This is a genomic window from Chryseosolibacter indicum (genome assembly GCF_018598585.1).
Taxonomy (GTDB): domain Bacteria; phylum Bacteroidota; class Bacteroidia; order Cytophagales; family Cyclobacteriaceae; genus Chryseosolibacter; species Chryseosolibacter indicus.
In genome coordinates this window covers 1-16,547 of the sequence record NZ_JAHESD010000054.1, presented here as the reverse complement: position 1 = coordinate 16,547, position 16,547 = coordinate 1, and the positions used below count along the sequence as shown (strand labels likewise).

18 protein-coding genes are annotated in these 16,547 nt (G+C 39.2%); 3 read left to right on the top strand and 15 right to left on the bottom strand.

The annotated features are described in order from the left end of the window. Positions 1-43: 43 nt before the first annotated feature. The gene (locus KK060_RS18925; RefSeq protein ID WP_254155342.1) at positions 44-1,522 is read right to left on the bottom strand and encodes an aminotransferase-like domain-containing protein; all 1,479 of its coding nucleotides are present in this window, start codon (positions 1,520-1,522) and stop codon (positions 44-46) included. Between the two features lie 604 nt (positions 1,523-2,126). On the opposite strand from KK060_RS18925, the gene KK060_RS18920 reads away from it, so the two are divergent. From KK060_RS18920 to KK060_RS25255, 3 genes are all read left to right on the top strand, one after another. Further along, positions 2,127-3,164 (top strand): SDR family oxidoreductase, encoded by a 1,038-nt coding sequence (locus KK060_RS18920; RefSeq protein WP_254155341.1) that lies wholly within the window; start codon positions 2,127-2,129, stop codon positions 3,162-3,164. A 9-nt stretch (positions 3,165-3,173) separates the two neighbouring features. Continuing rightward, positions 3,174-3,962: a helix-turn-helix domain-containing protein gene (locus KK060_RS18915; RefSeq protein WP_254155340.1), complete on the top strand. Its 789-nt coding sequence runs from the start codon at positions 3,174-3,176 to the stop codon at positions 3,960-3,962. Positions 3,963-4,121: 159 nt separating this feature from the next. After that, positions 4,122-4,403 carry a hypothetical protein gene (locus KK060_RS25255; RefSeq protein WP_367397512.1) on the top strand — a complete coding sequence of 94 codons (282 nt, stop codon included), beginning with the start codon at positions 4,122-4,124 and terminating at the stop codon, positions 4,401-4,403. A 55-nt stretch (positions 4,404-4,458) separates the two neighbouring features. Here the strand turns inward: KK060_RS25255 and KK060_RS18905 are convergent, their stop codons facing one another. From KK060_RS18905 to KK060_RS18840, 14 genes are all read right to left on the bottom strand, one after another. Further along, positions 4,459-5,388, bottom strand: a complete 930-nt coding sequence (locus tag KK060_RS18905; RefSeq protein ID WP_254155339.1) for a hypothetical protein — start codon at positions 5,386-5,388, stop codon at positions 4,459-4,461. 5 nt (positions 5,389-5,393) lie between these two features. After that, positions 5,394-6,773, bottom strand: a complete 1,380-nt coding sequence (locus KK060_RS18900) for an MBOAT family O-acyltransferase (RefSeq protein WP_254155338.1) — start codon at positions 6,771-6,773, stop codon at positions 5,394-5,396. Continuing rightward, positions 6,774-7,970: a cytochrome P450 gene (locus KK060_RS18895; RefSeq protein ID WP_254155337.1), complete on the bottom strand. Its 1,197-nt coding sequence runs from the start codon at positions 7,968-7,970 to the stop codon at positions 6,774-6,776. Further along, positions 7,949-8,185 carry an acyl carrier protein gene (locus tag KK060_RS18890; RefSeq protein ID WP_254155336.1) on the bottom strand — a complete coding sequence of 79 codons (237 nt, stop codon included), beginning with the start codon at positions 8,183-8,185 and terminating at the stop codon, positions 7,949-7,951. Before KK060_RS18890 ends, KK060_RS18895 begins: the two co-directional genes overlap by 22 nt. A gap of 484 nt (positions 8,186-8,669) precedes the next feature. Then, complete coding sequence (locus KK060_RS18885; RefSeq protein WP_254155335.1) at positions 8,670-9,104, bottom strand: type II toxin-antitoxin system RelE/ParE family toxin; 435 nt, start codon at positions 9,102-9,104, stop codon at positions 8,670-8,672. A 192-nt stretch (positions 9,105-9,296) separates the two neighbouring features. Further along, a complete protein-coding gene (locus KK060_RS18880) occupies positions 9,297-9,530 on the bottom strand; it encodes a hypothetical protein (RefSeq protein WP_254155334.1) in 234 nt (77 codons plus the stop codon). Positions 9,531-9,628: 98 nt separating this feature from the next. Then, on the bottom strand, positions 9,629-10,030 hold the full coding sequence (locus tag KK060_RS18875) for a hypothetical protein (protein ID WP_254155333.1): 402 nt from the start codon (positions 10,028-10,030) through the stop codon (positions 9,629-9,631). 5 nt (positions 10,031-10,035) lie between these two features. Beyond that, on the bottom strand, positions 10,036-11,181 hold the full coding sequence (locus tag KK060_RS18870; RefSeq protein WP_254155332.1) for a type II secretion system F family protein: 1,146 nt from the start codon (positions 11,179-11,181) through the stop codon (positions 10,036-10,038). Next, positions 11,178-11,678: a prepilin-type N-terminal cleavage/methylation domain-containing protein gene (locus tag KK060_RS18865; RefSeq protein ID WP_254155331.1), complete on the bottom strand. Its 501-nt coding sequence runs from the start codon at positions 11,676-11,678 to the stop codon at positions 11,178-11,180. The genes KK060_RS18870 and KK060_RS18865 overlap by 4 nt, the downstream gene beginning before the upstream one ends. Then, entirely contained in the window at positions 11,659-12,024 is a 366-nt protein-coding gene (locus KK060_RS18860) for a hypothetical protein (RefSeq protein ID WP_254155330.1), read from the bottom strand. Before KK060_RS18860 ends, KK060_RS18865 begins: the two co-directional genes overlap by 20 nt. Then, positions 12,012-13,304 carry a hypothetical protein gene (locus tag KK060_RS18855; RefSeq protein ID WP_254155329.1) on the bottom strand — a complete coding sequence of 431 codons (1,293 nt, stop codon included), beginning with the start codon at positions 13,302-13,304 and terminating at the stop codon, positions 12,012-12,014. Before KK060_RS18855 ends, KK060_RS18860 begins: the two co-directional genes overlap by 13 nt. Next, positions 13,301-14,212 carry a toxin-antitoxin system YwqK family antitoxin gene (locus KK060_RS18850; RefSeq protein WP_254155328.1) on the bottom strand — a complete coding sequence of 304 codons (912 nt, stop codon included), beginning with the start codon at positions 14,210-14,212 and terminating at the stop codon, positions 13,301-13,303. Before KK060_RS18850 ends, KK060_RS18855 begins: the two co-directional genes overlap by 4 nt. A gap of 718 nt (positions 14,213-14,930) precedes the next feature. Continuing rightward, positions 14,931-15,458, bottom strand: a complete 528-nt coding sequence (locus KK060_RS18845; protein ID WP_254155327.1) for a hypothetical protein — start codon at positions 15,456-15,458, stop codon at positions 14,931-14,933. A gap of 9 nt (positions 15,459-15,467) precedes the next feature. Beyond that, positions 15,468-16,547, bottom strand: a 1,080-nt coding sequence (locus tag KK060_RS18840; protein WP_302180123.1) for an RHS repeat-associated core domain-containing protein, incomplete at its 5' end; no start/stop codon positions are given.

Genomic DNA, 16,547 nt, shown 5'->3' with positions numbered 1-16,547 from the left:
CGGTGGTGGTCTTGAACGGTCGCCACACCACTCTCCTTCATTTTCACGATTTTACTTCTGCCAATGCGCTCACAAATTTTGACATCTCATCTTGATTAAGAGATGCAAATCCTAGCCTGATTCCATTGATTCTTGCAGAATATCTATACACACTGCCGTCATTCATGTGAATACCCTTCGAGGCGAGACGTTTGACCAACTCGGGGATTGAATAGTCGTTATCGAATGTACCCCACACTGCCATCCCTCCGAGTGGAGTTTTGAATTGCAAAACATCCTTCATGGAAGTCTCCAGCAGACTGCAGAATTGATCACGTCTTTCATGATACAATTTGACGGATCTCCTGATGTGACGTTGCATATCTCCCTTGTTGAAGAGATGAGCTACCGATTCTTCAAACAATACATCACCCCGAATCTCTACCAATTGTTTTAACTTCGAAGCCTCCAAGATAAACTCAGCACTTGCTACTAAATAGCCTAGCCTGATAGTGGGTGCCAACGTTTTTGAGATTGAACCAATATAAAGTACATAGCCGGAATGGTCAGCGCTGGCCAATGGCAACATTGGGCTATTTTCAAAGTGGAAGTCGTAGTCGTAATCGTCCTCGATCACTGGAAATTTATAACGCTTAACCAACTCTAATAACTTCTGCCTTCTGTCCGCACTTAACGTTACTGTTGTTGGATGATGATGATGCGGAATAACATATAATAAATCAGGGGGAGAATTTTTACAGATCGATTCAATCGCATCGACATCGATACCGTTCTCGTCAACTTCCACCTTGATCAACTTTGCGCCCAATTGTTCAAAAAGCTTATCTGCGAGAACGTAGTTCAAATCACCAACAACGACAGTGCTACCTGGTTTCAATACCATGCTTGCAGCAATGAAAATGGCTAACTGCGCGCCATGCGTCACCAGAACGTTTTCAGTTTCAATGTTTAGCGCTCTTGTTGCAGACAGGAATATCGATAGCTCGCGCCTTAACGCTTGGTTTCCCGAAGAGCTTTCCTTCATAAGCTTACCGTGGAAAGATGGTTTGTTTAGCAAAGCCTTATAACGATCAAGGATTAGAGCGATAGGTGCTATGCGCTGATCTGGATAACCATCATTAATAATTAATTGATACGGTTTTAGTTCAAGCGAGGGTGGGCGGCTAAAGTTTACCTTATTGTAAAAAGTTGGCAAACTGACATCTCCATCACCCTTCATCAAATCGATTCCGAAAGATTTCGGTTTAATTATCGGTAATCGCTTAGAAATAAATATTCCCTTTTTGCCAAGTACCTCCGCCCAACCTTCTGCACACATTTCGTCATAAGCCGCAACTATTGTCGTTCGATTAAGCTTCATTATAGTCGACATATCCCGGCTCGCGGGTAGCCGATACCCCGGCCTGATCTTTCCGCTTTTAATTAGCTGTATGATCCCATTCGCAACCTGCTTGAAAACCGGTGTTGGAGAGCTCCTATCGATGTCTATGAGGTTACGGAATGGTAATTTTTGTAATGCCATGGTAGTCGATCCTGATCGAATCAGGACGGCCTGAACTGGCCATAGATCGAACAGGAGCACAAATATAGTTTGAGAATGTGTTGAACTGAAGAGATTGTGCAGTCAACGCCTACGTGCATGAATAAAGTCAGCGGCTTAACAAAGTTCTTGATGACATGCGTGACATTATCTACCTTTGTCAGAGCGCCAAACACCTAAAATCTATTTCGGTATAGTTAGGTTTTGTTACTTATACTTCGGTGTTTTTTGATGGTAGTTTGTTGCGTGACCCACCTAAGTAATTGTCTATTAACTGGAAGCACATTTTGTATCGGAAAGTAGACACCGCTCAGATGGCAAGACTATTGCCATGGCACGCTAAAAGGTCGACGGTTCTCGTCCACCAAAGCGGGAGAAACAATTTTAAGATTGGAACAGTGATAACAGCATTTTGCCATGCAACTTAATTTGTTCAGAATCCTTAAGATATGTTACGACGAGGATTGACATCGCACAGTTGTCACATTTAAACAATATCCGCCTTTTAAACAAAGCATATTGCGCCTTTTAAACAAAGCGTCACGTTTGCTTTAAACCGAATTTTGGGTCATCAAAACATTAAATAATGGACACAAATTCAAATACTGACGAATTAGTGCTCGTGACTGGCGGCGCAGGCTTTATTGCAGTTCACTGCATCCTGCAACTATTAAATGCTGGGCACCGGGTAAGGGCGACACTTCGCGATTTAAACCGGGAAGCGGTGGTAAGATCAATGCTGCGTGAAGGCGGCGTGGAAGCCGGTGAAAGGTTGACATTTATACAAGCTGATTTATCAAGTGATGCACATTGGAAGGAAGCGGTAAAAGATTGCGCATACGTACTGCACGTCGCATCGCCGACACCTAAGCTGAATTTTAAACATGAGGATGAAATGATTATCCCTGCCCGGGAAGGCGTGCTGCGGGTATTGCGGGCATCCAGAGATGCGGGCATCAAACGCGTAGTACTCACTTCAGCTATTGGAGCCATTGTTTACGGTCATCCAAAGCAAACAACACCTTACGATGAAACCGTCTGGACTGATACTACTCATGCTCCGGCTTACCAGAAATCCAAAACGCTGGCGGAAAGAGCTGCATGGGAATTTATAGAGCGTGAAGGCGGAAAGCTGGAATTGTCGGTCGTGAACCCGGCTGCGGTAATGGGACCAGTTTTAGGGCCTGATTACTCGCATTCCATTTACCTGATAAAAAATTTGCTGACCGGCAAGATGGCGGGCTGCCCGAAGATCAACTCCTGTTTTGTAGATGTGCGAGACGTAGCCGATCTGCACCTGCGGGCCATGCTTGATCTTAAGGCTAAGGGCGAGCGCTTTATCGCCACTGGCGGCGAAAGCATCTGGCTGGTAGAGGTGGCAAAGATTCTAAAAGCCCACCTGGGCAATAAGGCTGATAAGGTTAAAGCGATGCAACTGCCGAATACAGTACTGCGTATTGCCGCATTGAAAGACCCAATGGTAAAAAGCATGGTGCCTTTACTGGGCACGCCGATGAACCTGACCAGCGCCAAAGCGATAGAGCTGCTGGGCTGGTCGCCGCGTTCGTCGAAAGAGGCGATTTTGGCCGCCGCAGAAAGCCTGATCCGGTTGAATTTGTTGTAAATTGCGCTTATGCAGGAAGTTGCCGAAGTCTTTATATCCTGTAAAAAGGAGGTGCATTACAGCCGGGAGCAGATGCTACCGCAACCGGCCCTGGTACGTGTGATCTCAGGCGGGATACGGATTGCAGCAGCCGATCGTAGTTATCGTTTCTTTGCCGGCGACACTATCCTGTTCCCCCGCGATCAACTCGCCCGGATGAGCAAGCTGCCGCTGAACGGTCAGTCTTGTGTGACCATCTCAGTGATTTTTAGTAAGTACCGGCTGGAGCAATATTACAAGGAAATTAAACCGATGGCAGAACGCAGCCATGAGCCGATAATCTTTGCCGACCACCTCTTGCTGCAAAGCTTATTTAACTCCTTACAGCCTTATTTTGAACTGGCAGATGCATTGCCTGCAGATATTGCAGCATGTAAAGTAGAAGAAGCTATTTGCATTTTAAGAGCCATAAATCCTGCGGCGGACGGCTTGCTGGGCCATTTTGAAGTACCAGGGAAGCTTGACCTTGTAACTTTTATGGAACAAAACTTTCGTTTTAACCTGCCGTTAGAAAAATTTGGTTATCTGACCGGCAGAAGCCTTACGACGTTCAAGAAGGATTTTAAACGGGCATTTAACACTTCACCAGGCCGTTGGCTGACACACAAACGGCTGGAGCTGGCACACTATCAAATTGTTGAGCAAAGAAGAAAACCTTCGGAGGTTTACCTGGATGCCGGTTTCGAGGACCTTTCTCATTTTTCATTTGCCTTTAAAAAGCACTACGGTTATTCACCAAGCCAGTTTTCGGGACTGTAACTAAGTTAGTTCACTCTATTATTTGATACTGGTTTCAAAGTTTTGATAGGGCCTCATTTGTATTTTTGGATTCAATCAAACTCGATAGAGATACATCATATACATAGTGCCTACTACCTACTGCTGAACTCGGTGTTATCAAATACAGCAGATAAAAAAATGAGCAAAACTATTTTTATTACCGGGGCATCTTCTGGTTTGGGCAAGGCCACCGCTAAATTGTTTCATGAGAAGGAGTGGCAGATGATTGCTACCATCCGGTACCCGGATAAGGAAACAAAAAGCACTACAAGCAAATGCTGCTTGAGAAGAATCTTGACATCAAGTCCAATCAGGAAAATATCAAGCTCAGGAGTTATTAGGCACGAAGGCTCAGACGAAGAACCTGTTACAGTTGTAAAACACCATCACGAGGAGTACTGTTTTATTCTCAATCATTAACTATCGTTCCCAGGCCCTTACTATTAGTAATCTATTCTTAACACAATAGAATAAATCACCTATATTTCTCTAACAAAGGTATGAGTAGTGTAGAATAAGTGGTTGCACCCTTTCTATTTAAATGATTAATATCTAGTAGATATTCTGCGTCAGCCATTTGTTGAAGAAACTGCGAAGAATACTCGAGCTTCATGCTATCTGGTAATGTATGGTAAAGTGGTATCACAATATTCTTTTCAGCTTGCTTCATAGAAGTGATCGGCAAAAAGAAAACAACTCTGGAATTGTTACTTTTGGCAAGACCTTCGAGATAACTGATCATTACTTGATACTTAACCAGATTGATTGAATTTAATCTACAGTTATTAATCTCCTGCGATGTCAAAAAAGAACGTGTAGTGTAGTGTCCGTTTCTATTAGAAGGACTAAATCCAATCCATTTTTCGTAATCATCATTTACTTTAACACCTGCCGTATGTCCAATAATGTGCTTTACTTCGTTTCTAACTGTTATGCACTTATAGAAGTAATCATTTATAATCTTTAACATAAGCATGGACTGCTCTGAAAATGACTGATTGGCTGTTAATGTGAGAACGGAACCAAAAAGATCCAATCTCGTATGTGTTGCGAAATTAAAAAGTCCATCAGGCAATACATCTACGAGAGGGGCGAGTTCTATAAATACCACTTTTTGACCAGGCTGTTTAATCGCAAAATCTGCCACTATACAATTATTTAAAAAAGTGCCACTTGTTATACCCCAATTAAATACCTTAACATTATCGTAGCCGTTGGTAATAATTAATGGATCAATACCTTTTTGGACTCTACTTGAACCAATAAAGAAGAAAGAGGTATCCATTGCCTTTGGTAAAGTGATTCGAACATTTGCGTTGTCTTTTGTTCCACTCTTCTTCAGAATGAATATGCATGATGCAGTGATAAAAAAGAACACAATTAATTTAATAGCGGATCTAAGCATACAATTTAAAATTGAATGTAGTAATTGTCGATTCCTGTGCTTAGTCCGAAAATTAAAATGATAATTACAAGTTTAGCATAAATAAGCCATCGCAAAATTGGCCGCTTTGTATCTAAATAATCCTCAAATCTCATATCTTTCGCTTTTGCGTAATGATAGTCCATAATTACCAGAGAGCCGCTAATAACCAGTAAAGATACGAGGTATTGTTCACGAAAATTTGACGGTAACTCCGCTGCTTGCACAAATACTTTATTGTATAAGAAACTTGCGCTCGGTGAAATAAAAATAATCGCTAAACAAGCCGCGATAGATAAATGATAAATTACACCTGAAACCTTTCGGACCCTGGGGTACTTCCACTTCTCAAATTCAAACTTCTTTTCTATTACGATCCATAGTCCATTCAATGTTCCCCATACTATCATCACTGTTGAAAATCCATGCCAAAGCGCAATGAGCAGAAATGTAATAAGCAGTATTACATCTAAGTATTTTCCTTTTTTGTCATACCGCGAAAGCACAAAGAAGAAATAATCTCTAAACCACTGATTTAGTGTAGTATGCCAGCCCCGCCAGAACTCCTGCCGAGATGCTGAAAAGTAAACTCGATTTCTAAAATTATGCTTTAATCTGATGTTAAATATCAGAGAAACTCCTTGGAAAAAATCAATGAAAGAACTGAAGTTACAATACAAGTAAAGAAAGAATAGTAATCCAATAATGAGATAATAGCCACCAGCTATTTCAGAATGTTGAAGTCGATTAATTAAAGCAAATATGCGCTGTGCGATAACTAAATTTTTAAACAGAGCCCATAAGATAAGCCGCAAGCCTCTTGATATCGAATGATCATTGACTTCAATATTTTTAAATTGGCCTAACAGGTAATTAGCCCTGTGCAACGGTCCGGAAAATATTGTTGGAAAATACGTAAGGTAAAGCAATAAGAAGAAAAAGTTTTTTTCAGGACTGATATACCTTCTTTTTATATCAATGAGATAACTGATACCATTGAATGTAAAATAAGAGAGACCTATAATTTGAAACAGGGAGCCCCAATTATTTGAAGCTATATCTACTTTTAATTGATAATTATTAAAATGATCACCAGCCCCTGAAATTTTGAGTAAGAGTAAAGGCACTAGCAAGAGTAACACAGATAGTAAGACAACATTTTTTCCAGAATGGATCATGCAGCCGGAGACATATGTAATACCCGAAAGAATAAGAACAATAATTATCTTATCACCAATAAGCCAGTAATAGAAAAGCAGACCTGTGACTAAGAGAACTTTCCATCGGTTCGGTTGTGATACAAGTGAAGTAACCAGAATTGTAATCAATATAAAAAGTGAAGCTAAAACGAGATTAATGCCGTTCATTTAAAACCGGGCTTCAAGTGCAACAGATTCAATTGTTCTCATGAAAATTTGTTTTGACCATTGAATTTCTTCTTCGTTTTTGATTCTATAGTTTTTTAAAAACTGAACCATGGGCTTTAAGCAATTACGCATCTCCTGTCGTGCAATGTTTGCTCCAAGACAAAAATGCACTCCCTTTCCGAAAGAAAGGTGTTCATTAGGATTTCTATCTACCAGTACATCATTGGGCCTTTCAAACACTGTGTCATCACGATTAGCGCTCGCAAGGCAAAGATATAGCTTAGTGTAAGCAGGAATATGAATATCATCATACTCCAGAGGATTTTTATTAACGCGTATTGTATACTGCAACGGCGATGAGAACCGGAATAACTCTTCAATCAAGATATTCAGTTCCTCTTGATTGCATCTCAAAACGTACTCTATTAATTCGTTGCTTTGAAGGATGCAATGTAGTGCCGTTGACAAATTATCTTTTGATGTTTCAAACGCAGCCATTAATGTTAAGGCGCTAATAGAATATAAATCATCCTCAGTGTAATTCAGGTTGGATTGATCAGCGTAATGCTTGACATTTTTTTCAAATCCAGAGTCTACAAATATGTCCTTACCCCATAAAAGCCACGAATTTACTTCTTGATAAACCTGCCGAGGTACATATACATCCTGACTTCGTGCTAACCAATTTGAATACTGCTTTATCTGTTCAAGTTCACCGAGGTCACTGACACCCAAAATCCGCTCTAACACCAAGTAAATATAGCGTGCACAATACGCAACTAAGTCAATATGTTTTTTACCTTGATGCTCGTAATTTATACGGTCGGCAAATTCAATAAGCGCTTTGTCCAAGCCTTTTAAAAGCAGCGACTTGCCCATGACTGCCCTCGTTTGCTTATGCTCTTCATTATTTAAATACATCGGCCACATTTTCGTGCCTTTTGAAAGATATGGGCATGCTGTCGAGTTTTTAAAAATGTAAGGTTCCTTCTCTTTAAAAAAATCACTTAATTCTGAGACTTCGAATTTGTTTGAAGACAGTATTTCATTTACATCATTGTATTTGAAAAAAATCCAGGAATTAGTCAATACTTTATGTATTGGATTTTGTTCCCTACAGATCTTCAGGTGATCGTATGGATTTTCGAAATACCCAGGTGTAAATGGATTCCATACTATTTTTGAGCGTTGATCCATGCCGCAAGTTTATTGATCGTATTGAATTCAGTGAAGATAGTAGGACTTATCTCAATATTGGCCTGAGATTCTAGCTCGTACGAAAGTGAAACCAAAGCAAGAGAATCTAGTTTTAAATTTTCAAAATCCTCATCACAGGATACTTCTTCAATAGTAGTACCGAGTTCTTGCGCTATTTGATTTTGTAGCCAATCCTTTATGTCTATTTTTTCCATCGTAGTTATGAAATGAATATTTTCGTCCTAAATATAAGTTACTAAACCAGTCTTCCATTTAAACTTTTCTTCGCTCAATATTTTCATTCTAAGTATCTGTAATTTAACCTTTTTTTTATAATCATTATACAAGCTTAATAGGAAGTCAAAAAGCACTACTCAGATAATTACAAGCATTTCATTCAAGTGTCTTATTACTTTGTGTGACAATCACTTGTACATGGTGAAGTAACATTTTCCAACCATGGAATGAGGAGTCGAAACTCAAATTCGGAATTGACTTCCTTCAGCGCCTCAAACAATCCTAGCTACTTTTTGCGCTCAATATCAAACCAGTGAAGATAGCAGTATCGCCTACTGGAAAATCTTGTACCAAGTTGGAAATTTAAAAAAAACATATTAGAGACATTGAAATTACATCAGCGAATGAATAATATTATTCACTGATCATGATAATGTCGTAAAGCACCAGGATGGTAATGAATTAAAGGTCTGTAGTATGCTGAGGGCATTTGTATGCAAAGCACTGGATTATCCAAATAGATGATAATCGATCAGCCATTGTTGGCAGGATGGCAGTTACGGCAGTAGTGATCACAGCTGGGATTAATTCTTTAATTCTAATCTTGCATGTATTAATCACGTGTTTTGGAGTCTCTTGTGTCTTCTTTTGAAACACCTCAAGAACAATAATCGCAACCGCATCTATCCGATAAATAATTCTCCAATTTTTCGTTTCATCAACAATCCTAAACTCGTGCCATCTAGTACCAATGCTGGGCATTGGCCGCGAATGAGGTAAAGACAATTTCTCGCCTTTCTGCAGGAGTCGCAATAAATAACCTGCTTCTATTCTTGCCTTTGCAGAACACGGTGGAGTCGTTAATTCTCCGTGAAGCGGCTTATCGAGAGTACTCATTTCAATTGTAAATATATGTCATTTTTGACATAATAGGGAGTAGAGAAGTTATTTACAAATCATCACCTCCCTATTATTGGGAAGATCAATTAGAAACTAATTTTATAAATGTTGGGACGAAAGCAGCGGAATCAACCGACAATCCGAGTTCCCCAAATTTATAATGACAGGCTTCGTCTGACTTTGTATGCCCTACGATATCACCATTTCTGAAAATAGAATAATGGTAGCTCTTGGCATTGTACTCACCTGAGTAGCCTTTGCCACTCTACCCATAGGCGATGTTACTTCTTCGTTTGTGATATCTCCTTCAATGAATCTCGATCCTTCTATTATAGTCTTTGCCTTCAAAACCTGAACGAATACTGTCTTATTGTCGGCGATCTTCACAAAAGAAGATGGGTCTAAAGTGAGCGATCGAGTCATCACGATTGGAACATACTCACGAAATTTGGTCTCGTCAGGAACAACATAAAGGGCATATTCTCCTCTCCCTACTGGGATGTTAAAATTGTTGTATGACGTTAGTGACCTCTGTTCTCAACGCTTACTACACCATCTGCATTCTTTCGGTACAAGAAGAGTTCCCCCTCTGTTATTGGTACACCATCTTCTCCCAGAATACTGCCACTCAACATATATTTCGCCGACACCACATTCAATACTGAAGTGAAAGAAAAACCAGGATATCTCCAGTTCTCTATTGAAATCAAGTAACAACCAACAGGTAATGGACTGGACAATATAAGGTCAGAAGAAACACTGTAAGTGTCTCCTGCTGGAACGCGTACAGATTTTGGAGAAATGGCCGATGTGACATAGTTACCCTTAAGTCCTCGACTTTGTACAAGGTCGGAATTAAAATCTTGAATCAACTCAATCCCTGAGAAAATCGAATAACTTAAATAAAGTGATATCCCATGCAAAAGTTTTAACCACCAATGCTCGTTGAGATTTCAAACATCGGTAAATACATGGCAAGCAAGATAAAACCTACTACAAGGCCGAGGAATATGATCATCGCGGGCTCTAGAAAAGTATTTAGCAAGCTTGTTTGATGCTCTGCATCCGTTCCAAATTGCTTAGATAACTTTTCAAAAAAGGTATCAAGCCTGTTTACCTCCTCACCTACCTTTATCAAGGACACCATTCTTTTGCTATAAATCTTATGCTTTGACATGCCCACATGAAGACTCTCTCCATTCATTACATCCTTTGCCATTTCTTCGAGCGTTGTCTGAATCGGGTAGAACGTTACCATTTGACTGATTAAATTAATTGATCTAATAATGGGTACTTTGGACGATAGTAATAATGACATTGAGCTGCAGAATCTTGCCAACTGAATCGAGTAAACAATTTTGCCGACAACAGGGATATACCATATAAGTTTTGCTGCATATTTCTTCATCCAAATCTCATCCCTGTTTAAATATAAATAGAGCGCCACTACCCCCGCCAGAACGAAGAAAAAAATGAAGTTTGATTGAATCATCAACGAAATCTTAATAATGATCCTGGTCAGATATGGGAGTTCCCCTCCAAATCTTTTAAAAACATCACTGAACATAGGAACAATGAATAGCAACATAAATGATACAGCACCTATTGATGTGATAAGTATAATTACGGGATAAGAAAGCGCGCTAACGAACTGCCTACGTTGTTTTAATTTTGTGTTAAAGTATTGATACAACTGGTTTAGTACGATATCAAGCTTGCCGGTTTCCTCCCCGATCTGAACACTAAAATATTCATACGGGGTAAAGTGCGAGGATTTTTGCATAGCTTCCCAAAGGGAATCGCCATTAATAAGATTCTCTTTTATCTCTTTTATAATTGATTCATGCTCTTTCTTTAATTGTTCTTCCTCTATAAGTTCGAGTGCCGATTTAATATCAAGACCAGCAACCAGCAAGGTTGACAACTCAAGATAGAACGCTTCCTTATTCTTATCATTGAATTTCTGCGAAAACAATTTAATATCCGTCTCAAGTATCTTTTCCAAGCTCCAGATCATCTCCTTTTGAGAGCTTTCCTTCACTGGCCTTATGTCTTTAATGTTTATTCCACTCATGGTAATGAATCTTTAACCGTTTCTACAAGGTCTGCCGCACTGTATTTCTTTTTAATGTTCATTTGTAATCCCGGAACTACTCCCTGCACATCCAACTCAATTTGATCAACTTTGGATGGGAAAGTTGTTAGCTGCAAAGTTTTCCATAGGAAGAGCGGAGCAGTTACTTGTACATAAAAAGTATCAACCCTGCTTTCCTGCATTCTTACAGTATACGTTGAGGTAAACTGATAGAGGATATTTATTTTTCCGCTACAATTCAATGATAAATCATTTACCGCTTCAATGTTTACACTTGAATGTATGTCTCTCTTTAACAGATAATACAGGGAAGTAAGGTCTTCTGATCTTTTCTGTTTTCGTGAAAGATCGACCTGGTATCGGGTAATTGTAAAATAAGCTACATATATAATACTTACAATTATGCTACTTAGCACAAGTACAACAAGCATCTCTACAAGTGTAAAAGCATTTGTTTTACTTTTCAACATGTTCATACACAAGATGTTTTTTTTCTGCGACAAGCTTTCCTTCTTCCGTACGCACCTCCAGATGAATTATCTTAAGTGCATCAATCGATGAATGAGGTTTAACATTTATGTAAACTATCACTTCATCCATTTTTATTTCTGCATCTGTTTGACCGAAGCGCAGTTCGTTGTATACCTTATCCATTAATATCTGATGTTGGAGCTTGCTCATACTCCAACCTGTTCTTTGTAAGTTCAGGTAAATGGTTATGGACAGACTAAATATGACGGAGATAATAATTAAAGCAATAATCACTTCAATGAGCGATGAACATTTAACCCTCCATTTTACACAAATTATCAATCTATCCATTCTGCAATTTTTATTTCCTCTGTATGTGCCCAAAGTAGAGAACCAGGCAGAAATGCTGAACGCTTGACACTATTAATTTCAGCGTTGAATAGGTGGCTGGCATATTCTGCTGAAGCTATTTTAGCCATAACAGAACGCGCTGCAAGATGACCCCAGATTGCTCCCTGAATGTCGGCCCTACCATTAACATACGCCATACCATGAAGGATGGCTCCCTTCTGAATACTCAATATTCCTCTACTTCCAATTGACTTATCATATCCAGAAATAACTACAACTCCTTCAACTACTGCGTCCTTTTTGATAACAATGGAACTATCATTCTCTTCTCCTGCTAATAACAATGCACTGGGATATTTTAGTTTTGCGCCTGAACCAATTACAATTTTTCTTTGAGCAATGCATTGAACACTTCCGGTAAAACCATTATCAATATCTATATCTGGTGCAATAATGATTACATTATCAAGACTTGCTTTACTTGTCACACGAACGCGTATTCCTGATTGAATGATTATATTGCCGCTAATGGAATCGGATAAATCTATTGATTGCTGGCTGTAGTAATAATTACTAGGAAGACCATGAAAAGAAAGATGTTGCCCCACCGGGAGAAAATCAATTCGATTAACCCTATATCCATCTGGTGCTTCTTTAAAAAACGCTTTGGTTTGAGCAATGAGGATTGTATCCAGGGAAGGCATCACAGATTCACTTCCTTTTACATCGCCCTCAATAAAACTTTTTTTATTGTAGCCCTGTCCGTCTATATAACCCATGGAGAATTTCCTCTCAGGGAGATAAGCCGTACCCACTAATGTGGTTTCGCCTACAAGATAAATTGGTGAATTGTTTTCCGGTATATAAAGGGCAGACCTACCAACATCATCAGGCTGTGCAGTAATGATTGCTGCTTTTAACTCCTCATTTGATCCTCTTTTTGCAACTGCAGTCAGTACCTCAAACATGCCCCATGGTTTTCTTATAATATCCACAGAATCAATTCCTTCGCCAAAAAGATCGAATGAATATACTTCATTGAAATTCAATTGATCCCGTGATGCCATACCATAAGCAATACCTGAAAGAGCGTTGTCTGAGAGGTCATTTTCTAATTTTTGTTTGAGAAAGTGAAGGTTGCTCAGGTAGACCAGGAGGATCATGGCTGCACAAATCACGCTAATGATCACACCAATACCCAGGGTAAGCTGTAATACACCTCCCTTTACGCGAAAGTGAAAAATATTGAAACAAGCCTTTATAAAGGCTGAAAACATCATTGCTGTGCAGGATTAGAAACAGGCTGAGCTTTCTTTTTCCTTCGCTTTTCTTTTCTGGCAGGCACCTGTTGATCAGACACTGGTGATTGTTCTATATGTTGCTGCGTTGCCTTCTTCTTTGCTTTTCTCTCCGCTCTTTTAGAAGATTTCTTCATTGATTTATCAGGCGACATCATCCGCGTGGATGGATCAATCGACTGAGGTATACCCGGATTATATTGATTCTCAGGGTTTGCCTTTGAGGTCTTCTTTTTCCTTCGTGTTTTCCTGTTGTTCTCAGTAACAGGTGTAGGATTATCAGTCAGTGAGTCTGCCTTTTTCGTTTTTATACGTGTCTTCTTTACTTTTTTCTCTTCTACTTTTACTATAATTCCATTTCTATACTTTACTTCATTTATTAATGAGCCATCACGCCCGTAATGGTATACTTTACCATTCAACTTTCCTCGTTTGAAGGTACCGTTCTTTGATTTCTGACCACTTTCAAAGTATTCTTCAAATTGCCCTATAGGTGCTCCTTCAGCCCACGAATAGCGTGATGCAACACTTCCGTTTTTGTGCCAAGACAGCCACATACCGTTCTTCAGACCGTGTTTATAAACTCCCTTTTTTAGCAACACACCCTCTCTATTAAGCATTTCGTACGGCCCATGAAGCAGTTTGCCAGTAAATGCCCCCTGTGTATGCTTAACCTCTCCGTGATTAAACCAAAAATATCTTTTATTAAATTCCGTCTCTACTCCACGTGAGGCTGCTTCAACTTGAAAGGTGATTGTTGAATCCCTATATGATTTGGTAATGGTATTGGTGACCTCAAGGTCATCAAACATGCGTTGTTTAAAAAGTTTTTCCTGTGCAAATAAAATTGAGAAATAAACTGAAAATGTGAGGGTTAGAAGATACTTCATACAGGTTAGGCTCGGGGTTGCTATTCTTTCTACAGACCTGATTTTGGGCTATAAAGATACAATGTAAAGAGAATGTTTGAAAGCGTAACAGTATTTGATTTTGTGATTTTTCAGTCAAGAAAGTATACTTCTGTTAAAAACCACATAGTAATTCAAAATGGTGTGCAATAGGAGTCGAAGAATGTCACTATGCAATACCTTTCTTAAGCTAATAGCATTGCCTCAGGTTTTATGCACCTCCAATACTACCAACGCTACCATTGTTTTTTTATCGTTAATGTCCTTTCATTTCTCCATAGTGTTATGATTTTTTTGATCAAAACAGTGGATACACCTCAATCCATACGCAGTTAAAATATTTTAGATTCTTTTTTGAGTCAATATGGCACAGGTTTAAGTTAACAATATCGGGAGGATAGGCTTCTAAATGTACCATGCGAGCACTATGCCAGCACCATGTGTGCGAGATGTCTGCGAGAAACACGCCCCTTTTACGTACGCATACTGTACGCATACCGCACGCACAGTGCTGGCAGGATTCATTTTAAATACTTGTAATGATTGACATACGCCAAAGACGTTGGCCAGCAAAGGCGCTAAAGCAGGAGAAAAAATACAATTCGTCTATAAATTAAAAACACAACAGATGTGCTATAGCTCTTTGAACGCATGACAGAATGATCTAACTGCTGGTAAGGACAATGAATTAATAAGTGATTCACCCTTCTGTGTCTATCCCTAATAGATGCTCGTAAAAAGTCTTGTATTCTTCTTTGTTGTCATTTAAAGTAAGACAATAGCGGAAAACGCTCCTTAAATATTCTTGATCAAGATCATAGGTTCCAGTTTGGAGCATCTTGATTTTTGTCTGCATGATTGCAGACATAGACTCAAAAAAAACAGACAAACTTTCTGAGCAACTCCATTCAATACGATCATACTCTTGATCCCATAAATATACTTTACCATCACTAATACAATGAACATATAGTAAACTATAGTCTATGTGAGTGGCAAAGTGTATAAAATCATCTGACGTTGGAGCTGGACGATTAATAAAACAAAATCCGCTGTAATTGTAGACTGAAGGAAATTTAAATGCCTCTAAAAAATATTGTATAGGGCTTTTAAATGAATTGTCATTTAGTCCTTCTTTTTTTAAAATTAGTTCTACGTCATCAAATCTGTTCGCTTTCTCTTTCAAGTATTCATTGTATACTGAAATAAAATCATCTACCTTTTTCATGACCGTCATTTAATCTGGAATTTCGACTACACCAATTGATCCGCCTTGATACAACACGTTCATGTAAGGGTATTTCCTTGCGGTGTCATTGTCAACTCGCTGCCCCCCCTCTGTTGCATTTACCTTTCCACCGTTAAGGAAGTTCATCATATCATCTGCCGTCCAGTATTCAACAGATATATCATCTAACATATTCACCCCCATTGATGTTCTTTGAAAATCATTTGTCATTATACCTTGTTGTAATAGACCATATGACACTTGGTCTAAATCGAAATCAGGTGCAGGAAGAGGACTTGCTTCCGCGTAATTGCCATTAATGATGGCATGTAGAGATATTGCTATACCTGCTAATTCAAAAATTCTTAAGCCATTTTTAACTAATCCTCTTACTGGATTTTTAAAGTCTACTTTATGCCAAAACTTTGTATTGCCTGCTCCGGTGTGGATATTTTCTGAAAGTGCCACAGCAAACCTACCGTGATTCATATGGTGATGACGAATTACGGAATTTAAAGGTGCCGCCTCGGCTAAGCTCGCAAATTCGGCTTCGGTCAATCCTTTTCCGATCCTATTTAAATAGTGAGGATCAACACTAGGTAATTCTCCATTCAATATTTTGGCCTTATTAGCGTCACTCCAAAAAGTAGGATCTATTTTGTTCATTTCTGCAAAAGACCAACGTGCATTCCATTTTCGGCCTCCAACAACTCTCGTCTTCTCTCCCATGAATGAAGAAGGGGCTAAGTCAGTATTAACATTTACTTCAGTGACATTAGTCTTTATACGTTCTAATATCCTATAGTCTAATTCTTCAAGTCCATCTAAATCAATACTTACAATCGGTTTATTTCCAGCAAACTGGTAAGGAGTATACCAAGGATAAGATTTTGTCAATGGATCCACACTTAAGAATTTTCCTATAGATGGATTATAAATCCTGAACCCGTAATCATATACTGCACTGCCCCATTCGCCATTGTCATCTTTCTCCTTACCATTGAACCCATAACGGTACTTGCCATTCGCATTCCAGGTTCTGTTGGGTTGGTCCATACCGAAGGGGTAGTAGTTCTGGATGCTCGTTAC